The sequence below is a fragment of the Delftia sp. ZNC0008 genome, assembly GCF_000799035.1.
Taxonomy (GTDB): Bacteria; Pseudomonadota; Gammaproteobacteria; order Burkholderiales; family Burkholderiaceae_C; genus Comamonas; species Comamonas tsuruhatensis.
Genome location: NZ_JTKZ01000559.1, coordinates 1 through 6,251 on the forward strand (window position 1 = coordinate 1; position 6,251 = coordinate 6,251).

The window sequence follows — 6,251 nt, forward strand, 5'->3', positions numbered from 1 at the left end:
GGCCAGGCCGCCCAGCGCGGCGTTCCAGCGGCCTTGCCACAGTGACAGCCACAGCTGGCACAGGCCCGGTGGCTGCGCCGGTTCTGCCGCAGGCCGGGGCCGTGCGCGGCCCGAGCGCCCATGAATGCGCCAGACCCAGGCCGCCAGCAGGCCCAGCACGGCCAGTTGCAGCGCCAGCGCGCCGCCATAGCCCAGATGGGCCGGCAGCCAGATGACGGGTGCATCGGCAATGGCCAGGCTGTACAGCGGGTTCCAACTGCGAAACCCCAGCACGAAGCCCAGGCCCGTGCCGACCAGGGCAAACGGCGCCACGGGCGAGCCCTCGCCCAGCCGGTACCAGTGGGCACTGATGCACGAGCCCGAGACCGACATGCCCGCGCCAAAGGCGAGGCCCGCAAGGACCAGCACCCAGCTCACGGGGCCTATGTGCATGTCGGGCGGCAACTGGCCCGGCTGGGGCACGGCCACCCAGCTGCCCAGCACCACGGTCATGCCCGCCGATCCCACGGCCAGCGCCAGCAGGATGGAGAGCACGCCGCGCGGGTCGCCGAACTCGAACCAGTCGCGCGCATGGCAGTAAAAGCAAAAGCGCGAGCGCTGCAGCACCAGCCCCAGCAGCAGGCCCAGCGCCAGCGCAAAGACCAGGGTGCGCCCGCCGCCTTGCAGCTGCAGCTGCAGCTGCAGCTGCGCCGCCACAGGCCAGGCTGCGGCCAGCACGGCGGCCAAGGGCAGCCATCTGGTCCAGTCCCTTGCCCTGTGCCTGCCATTCACGTTCTGCGTGTGCTCACCGGTCACGCTTGTCATTGCTTCCCCCTTTTGTTGCCATCCACCCATAAAAAAGGGGCCCGCAGCCTGCGGGCCCCAAAGGAGCCGAGCTTTTGCCAAAGCCACACGTCACGCACCTGATCCGTCGAACCAAGAGCACTGACACCCCTCGCCCGGCCCCCGCCTTCAAGACAGGTTGATCGACTGCAGGTTCATTTCGCGGCCCAGACCGTGCCGGCCGGGTTGTTGATCGGCACACCCACGGAGTTGCCGTATTCGGTCCACGAACCGTCGTAGTTGCGCACCTGGTAGCCGAGGATCTTGGACAGCGCAAACCAGGTGTGGCTGGAGCGCTCGCCGATGCGGCAGTAAGTGATGACGGGCTTGCTGCCGTCGATGCCCACACCCGCATAGAGCTTCTTGAGTTCTTCGGCGGACTTGAAGCTGCCGTCCTCGCGCACTGCTTGGCCCCAGGGCACGTTGACGGCGCCGGGAATGTGGCCGGCGCGGATGGCCAGCTCCGGCACGCCGGCCGGGGCGAAGACCTTGCCCTGGTATTCGTCGGCCGAGCGGATGTCGACGAGCCTGGCGTCGCTGCGCCCTTCGGCCGAGGCCAGCGCATCGGTCAGGCGCGCGCGCAGCGCGGTGTTGACCTTGCCCACGCGGTAGGTGGTGGCCGCATATTCCGGGGCGCGGTTGTTGAGGGGGCGGTTCTCGGCCTCCCACTTCTTGCGGCCGCCGTCCAGCAGCTTGACGTTCTGCACGCCATAGATGTCGAAGACCCAGGCCCCCCAGGCCGCGAACCAGTTGTTGGTATCGCCGTACAGCACGACCGTGGTGCCGTCCTTCACGCCGGCCTGCGACAGCAGTTTCTCGAACTGCTCCTTGCCCACGATGTCGCGGCGCACCTTGTCGTTGAGATCGTTGTGCCACGAGAAATTGACCGCGCCCGGCACATGGGAGCGCTCGTACAGGCCGGGGTTGACGCTGACTTCGACGATGCGCACGTCGGCGCGGTTGAGGTTGGCCGCCAGCCATTCGGTGCTGACCAGCGGACCTTCGGGAACGGGCGCATTGGCATGGGCCGTGCCGCCGATCAGGGCCGCGACGTACAGCACGGTGCAGGCACCCTGGCGCAGGGTGGCGGGGATGGTGGAGAAAGCGGTCGGCGTTGCCATCACGGTCCTTTGTTCGCAGTTGCGTTGGTTGCTCGGTTGGGGTCGGGTTGCTCTGCAATGCAATGTAGGCAGGGGCGGGCCGGTTCCCAACTGCGCAATCCGCAGATGGATATGCGCCGCCAAGGCATGGACAGCGGCACCCCGGGTTCTCTGCTACCCTCGGGCGCCTATGTCAGCGCCCCTGTCTCCCGCCGTCGCGCAAGCGCAGCCGGCCATGTCCCCCGTCCTGGTCGTCATCCTGCTCGGCCTGCTGCTGGGGCTTCAGCCGCTGGCCACAGATCTGTACCTGCCCGCCCTGCCCTCGATACAGGCAGCCTTCTCCACCCAGGTGTCCCAGGTGCAGCTCACGCTGACGGCCTTCCTGCTGGCCTTCGGCTGCTCGCAGCTGGCCTGGGGGCCGCTGTCCGACCGCTTCGGGCGCCGGCCCATCCTGCTGGCAGGCATGTCCATCTATGTGCTGGCCGCGCTGGGCAGCGCCAGCGCCGAGACCATGGAATCGCTGATTGCCTGGCGCGCGCTGCAGGGGGCATCGCTGGGCGCCGGCGTGATGTGCGCACGCGCCATGGTGCGCGACCTGTTCGCGCCGCACCTGGGCGCCCAGGTCATGTCCAAGGCGCTGACCGGGCTGGGCGTGATCGCCTTCCTGAGCCCCGTCAGCGGCAGCCTGCTGGTGGATTCGCTGGGCTGGCGCGCCACCATGCTGGCCCAGGCGGTGATGGGTGCGCTGGCCCTGCTGCTGGTGGCCCTACGCTTCACGGAGACACTGGCCCGCACCAATCCCACGGCGCTGCAGCCGCTGGCCCTGGCGCGCAACTGGATCACCATCGTGCGCCACCCGGGATTCCAGTCCTACCAGTTGCTGACCTGCTGCACCTATGCGGCCCTGTTCACCAACCTGGCCGCATCTTCCTTCACCTATATCCATGTGCTGGGCGTGAGCCGCACGGGCTACGGCCTGCTGATGGGCAGCAATGCGCTGTGCTACATCGCGGGCACCTTCCTGTGCCGCTGGCTGCTGCAGCGCATGGATGTGCGGCGCGCCGTGCAGATTGCCGGGCTGGCCAGCCTGCTGTCGGCCACGGCCATCGGCATTGCGGCGCTGGCCGATGCGCGCAGCCTCTGGGCCTATGCCCTGCCCTTCTATATCTTCCAGATCGCCCATGGCGTGCACATGCCCTGCGGCCAGAGCAATGCCATCGCGCCCTTCCCGCAGTCGGCGGGCACGGCCTCGGCGCTCAACGGCTTCACCATGATGCTCATCGCCTTTGCCATGGGACACTGGCTGGGCCTGCACCTGGACGGCCAGTCCACCCGGCCCATGGCCTTCGGCATCTGGTTCTGGGGCGTGTGCACGGCCCTGGTCGCCTGGGGGCTGGTGCGCCGCCACGGCGGGGTCGATGGCCACCGCTGATTTTCATTTCCTGCGTTTGCGTTTTTTGAATGTCCACCGCTTCCTCGCTCCCCTGCCTGGCCATCGCCGGCCCCACCGCTTCCGGCAAGACCGCTGCCGCCCTGGCCCTGGCCAGGCTGCTGGCCGAACGCTGCCAGGCCGCAGAAATCATCAGCGTGGACTCGGCCCTGGTCTATCGCGGCATGGACATCGGCACGGCCAAGCCCACGCCCGAAGAACTGGCTGCCAGCCCCCATCACCTGATCGATATCCGCGACCCGCTGCAGGCCTACAGCGCGGCCGAGTTCGTGCAGGACACGCAGCGCCTGGTGGCCGAGATCCGCGCGCGCGGCGCCCTGCCGCTGCTGGTGGGCGGCACCATGCTGTATTTCAAGGCCCTGCAGGATGGCATTGACGACATGCCGGCCGCCGACCCCGCCGTGCGCGAGCGGCTGGACGCCCAGGCCACCGAGATCGGCTGGCCCGCCATGCATGCGCTGCTGGCCCAGGTCGATCCCGCCACGGCCGCACGCCTGGCGCCGGCCGACAGCCAGCGCATACAGCGCGCGCTGGAGGTCTGGCAGGTGTCGGGCAAACCGCTGTCCAGCTTTCATACACGAGCGGGCAAGGGTGCGGCACAGGGCCTGATCAGCCCCGGCGGCTTCTTCTCGCTGGAGCCGCAGGACCGCGCCTGGCTGCATGCGCGCATCGCCCAGCGGTTCGACGCCATGCTGAGCGCCGGCTTCATCGACGAAGTGCAGCAGTTGCGCGCGCGCGGCGACCTGCACCTGGACCTGCCCTCCATCCGCTGCGTGGGCTACCGCCAGGCCTGGGAATCGCTGGACGGCCTGTACTCCATGGACTCGCTGCGCGAACGCGGCATTGCCGCCACGCGCCAGCTGGCCAAGCGCCAGATCACCTGGCTGCGCAGCATGCCCGCCCGCCATGCCATTGCCTGCGATATGCCCGATGCCCAGCAGCAACTGCTGCAGGCAGCGATGGCCGTGGTGGCCGCAGCAACCCAGGCCCGCAACGGCTGAACAGGAAACCGCCTTCATGACTGCCGTGCCCCAGGACAACACGCCGCTGACTCAGCCGCCGCTGCTTCAGGTCCAGGGCCTGGCGCGGCGCTACCGCAACGACGGCGGCACGGAAACCGCCGTCTTCGAGAACGTGGACTGCAGCGTGGCGCGCGGCGAGTTCGTGGCCATCGTGGGTGACTCGGGCGTGGGCAAGTCCACCTTTCTCAACTGCCTGGCCGGGCTTGATGAGTGGCAGCAGGGCCGCGTGCTGCACGAAGGCCAGGACCTGTCGGCCCTGGATGAAACCGGCCGTGCGCTGTGGCGGCGCAGCCATGTCGGCTTCGTGTTCCAGGCCTTCCATGTGCTGCCGCACCTGGATGTCTGGCACAACGTGGCCCTGCCGCTGATGCTGCTGCAGCGGCTGGATGCGGCGGGCCGCCAGCGCGTTCAGCAACTGCTGCAGGCCGTCGGGCTGCAGGGGCTGGAGCAGCGCCTGCCCTGGCAGCTCAGCGGCGGCCAGCTGCAGCGCGTGGCGATTGCGCGTGCCCTGGTCCACGGCCCGGCCCTGCTGCTGGCCGACGAGCCCACGGGCAACCTGGACCCCGGCACGGCCGCACAGGTCATGGAGCTGCTGCTGCAGCAGACCCGCGAGCACCAGGCCGCCCTGGTGCTGGTCACGCACTCCATCGAGGCCGCTCGCCGTGCCGACCGCCTGCTGCGCCTGACCGCACAGGGCATGCAGCCCGCCTAGCGCCAGAGACCATCCGCCCATGCTCGCCCTGCTTCGCACCTTTTCCTGGCAGGAGCTGCGCCAGCATCCCTGGCGCACGGCCACCGCCCTGGTGGCCATCATGCTGGGCGTGGCCCTGGGCTTTGCCGTGCACGTGATCAACCAGTCCGCGCTCGATGAGTTCTCGCGCGCCGTGCGCACGGTCAGCGGCCAGCCGGACCTGGAGTTGCGTGCCATGCAGGGCGGCCTGCCCGAATCGCTGTATGGCCGTGTTGCGCAGCAGCCCCAGGTCAGCCTGGCCGCACCCTGGATCGAAGCCACGGCCCTGGCCGGCACCGCCACGCCGGTGCAGTTGCGCGTGCTGGGCGGCGATGCGCTGCGGCTGGCGCCCGTGGCGCCTGCGCTCATGCCCCGGCTGTTCGATGGCGGCGGGCGGCTGGACCTGTTCGCGCCCGATGCGGTCTTCCTCAATGCAACGGCACTCGAAGCCCTGGGCCTGACGCCGGAGCAGGCGCGGCACACGCCCCTGCCATGGCAACTGGGCGGGCGCGCGCAGACCCTGCGCATCGCGGGCACGGTGGCCGCATCCGGCCCGCCGCTGGCCGTGATGGACATCGGTGCGCTGCAGGACAGCCTGCAGCGCTGGGGCCAGGTGGACCGCATCGATGTGCTGCTGGCCGAAGGCGCCACGCGCGAGTCCCTGCTGGCCGAACTGCGCCGCCTGCCCGACTGGCCCGCCCAGGCCCTCGCCAGCCGCCCCGGCGACGACCAGCAGCGCATTGCCGAGATGTCGCGCGCCTACCGCGTCAACCTCACGGTGCTGGCCCTGGTGGCGCTGTTCACGGGGGCGTTCCTGGTGTTCTCGGTGCTGGCGCTCAGCGTGGCCCAGCGCGCGCCGCAGTTCGCCCTGCTGGCCGTGCTGGGATTGACACCGCGCCAGCGCCTGGGCCTGGTGCTGCTGGAATCGCTGCTGCTGGGCATGGTGGGCAGCGCGGCCGGCATTGCGCTGGGTGCGGGACTGGCCTGGCTGGCCCTGCACCTGCTGGGCGGTGACCTGGGCGGCGGCTACTTTGCCGGCGTGCAGCCCGCGCTGCAGTGGAGTGCCGGCGCCGCGCTGACCTTTGGCCTGCTGGGCGTGGCCGCCACCGTGGCTGGCGGCTACGCGG

The 6,251-nt window shown here is 69.8% G+C and carries 6 protein-coding genes; 4 read left to right on the top strand and 2 right to left on the bottom strand.

All coding sequences use genetic code 11. The annotated features are described in order from the left end of the window. Together L995_RS18470 and L995_RS18475 are read right to left on the bottom strand one after the other, a co-directional pair. On the bottom strand, positions 1 to 804 hold an 804-nt coding region (locus tag L995_RS18470), incomplete at its 3' end, for a YeeE/YedE thiosulfate transporter family protein (protein WP_047472931.1). 173 nt (positions 805 to 977) lie between these two features. Beyond that, positions 978 to 1,943: a sulfurtransferase gene (locus L995_RS18475; protein ID WP_017407485.1), complete on the bottom strand. Its 966-nt coding sequence runs from the start codon at positions 1,941 to 1,943 to the stop codon at positions 978 to 980. Positions 1,944 to 2,157: 214 nt separating this feature from the next. Between L995_RS18475 and L995_RS18480 the strand changes: the two genes are divergently transcribed. From L995_RS18480 to L995_RS18495, 4 genes are all read left to right on the top strand, one after another. Further along, the gene (locus tag L995_RS18480) at positions 2,158 to 3,354 is read left to right on the top strand and encodes a multidrug effflux MFS transporter (RefSeq protein ID WP_047472926.1); all 1,197 of its coding nucleotides are present in this window, start codon (positions 2,158 to 2,160) and stop codon (positions 3,352 to 3,354) included. Between the two features lie 29 nt (positions 3,355 to 3,383). Beyond that, positions 3,384 to 4,373 carry a tRNA (adenosine(37)-N6)-dimethylallyltransferase MiaA gene (miaA, locus tag L995_RS18485; RefSeq protein WP_047472927.1) on the top strand — a complete coding sequence of 330 codons (990 nt, stop codon included), beginning with the start codon at positions 3,384 to 3,386 and terminating at the stop codon, positions 4,371 to 4,373. Between the two features lie 16 nt (positions 4,374 to 4,389). Continuing rightward, on the top strand, positions 4,390 to 5,106 hold the full coding sequence (locus L995_RS18490; RefSeq protein WP_047472928.1) for an ABC transporter ATP-binding protein: 717 nt from the start codon (positions 4,390 to 4,392) through the stop codon (positions 5,104 to 5,106). 19 nt (positions 5,107 to 5,125) lie between these two features. Continuing rightward, a partial coding sequence (locus tag L995_RS18495; RefSeq protein ID WP_047472929.1) for an ABC transporter permease occupies positions 5,126 to 6,251 on the top strand: 1,126 nt, incomplete at its 3' end.

Coding starts and splice junctions, on each gene's coding strand:
- L995_RS18490 (WP_047472928.1), top strand. CDS start 4,390: ATGACTGCCGTGCCCCAGGACAACACGCCGCTGACTCAGCCGCCGCTG.
- L995_RS18480 (WP_047472926.1), top strand. CDS start 2,158: ATGTCCCCCGTCCTGGTCGTCATCCTGCTCGGCCTGCTGCTGGGGCTT.
- L995_RS18475 (WP_017407485.1), bottom strand. CDS start 1,943: ATGGCAACGCCGACCGCTTTCTCCACCATCCCCGCCACCCTGCGCCAG.
- miaA (WP_047472927.1), top strand. CDS start 3,384: ATGTCCACCGCTTCCTCGCTCCCCTGCCTGGCCATCGCCGGCCCCACC.